The organism is Enteractinococcus helveticum (assembly GCF_001657475.1).
GTDB classification, from domain to species: Bacteria; Actinomycetota; Actinomycetes; order Actinomycetales; family Micrococcaceae; genus Yaniella; species Yaniella helvetica.
Map to the genome: position 1 here is coordinate 1 of NZ_LXEY01000058.1, position 474 is coordinate 474.

At 36.3% G+C, this 474-nt stretch carries 1 pseudogene; it reads left to right on the forward strand.

Features of this window, described 5'->3' with window-relative positions:
• Positions 1-39: 39 nt before the first annotated feature.
• Positions 40-474: pseudogene (locus tag A6F49_RS14475) on the forward strand (glutamine-hydrolyzing GMP synthase); the annotation flags it as partial.

The window sequence follows — 474 nt, forward strand, 5'->3', positions numbered from 1 at the left end:
TTTGTAGACCATGGCTTACTTCGTAAAGGTGAAGGCGACATGGTTATGGAGCAATTCGGTGAAGGTTTCAACATGAATATTATTCGTGTTAATGCGAAAGATCGCTTTATGAATAAATTAAAAGGTGTTTCAGATCCTGAACAAAAACGTAAAATCATTGGTAATGAATTTGTATACGTATTTGATGATGAAGCATCAAAACTGAAAGGTGTAGACTTCCTTGCGCAAGGAACACTATATACAGACGTCATCGAATCAGGTACTAAAACAGCACAAACAATCAAATCACACCACAATGTTGGTGGATTACCAGAAGACATGGAATTCGAATTAATCGAACCAATCAATACATTGTTTAAAGATGAAGTACGTAAATTAGGTATTGAGTTAGGTATTCCAGAACATTTAGTATGGAGACAACCATTCCCAGGACCTGGTCTTGGTATTCGTGTACTTGGAGAAATTACTGAAGAT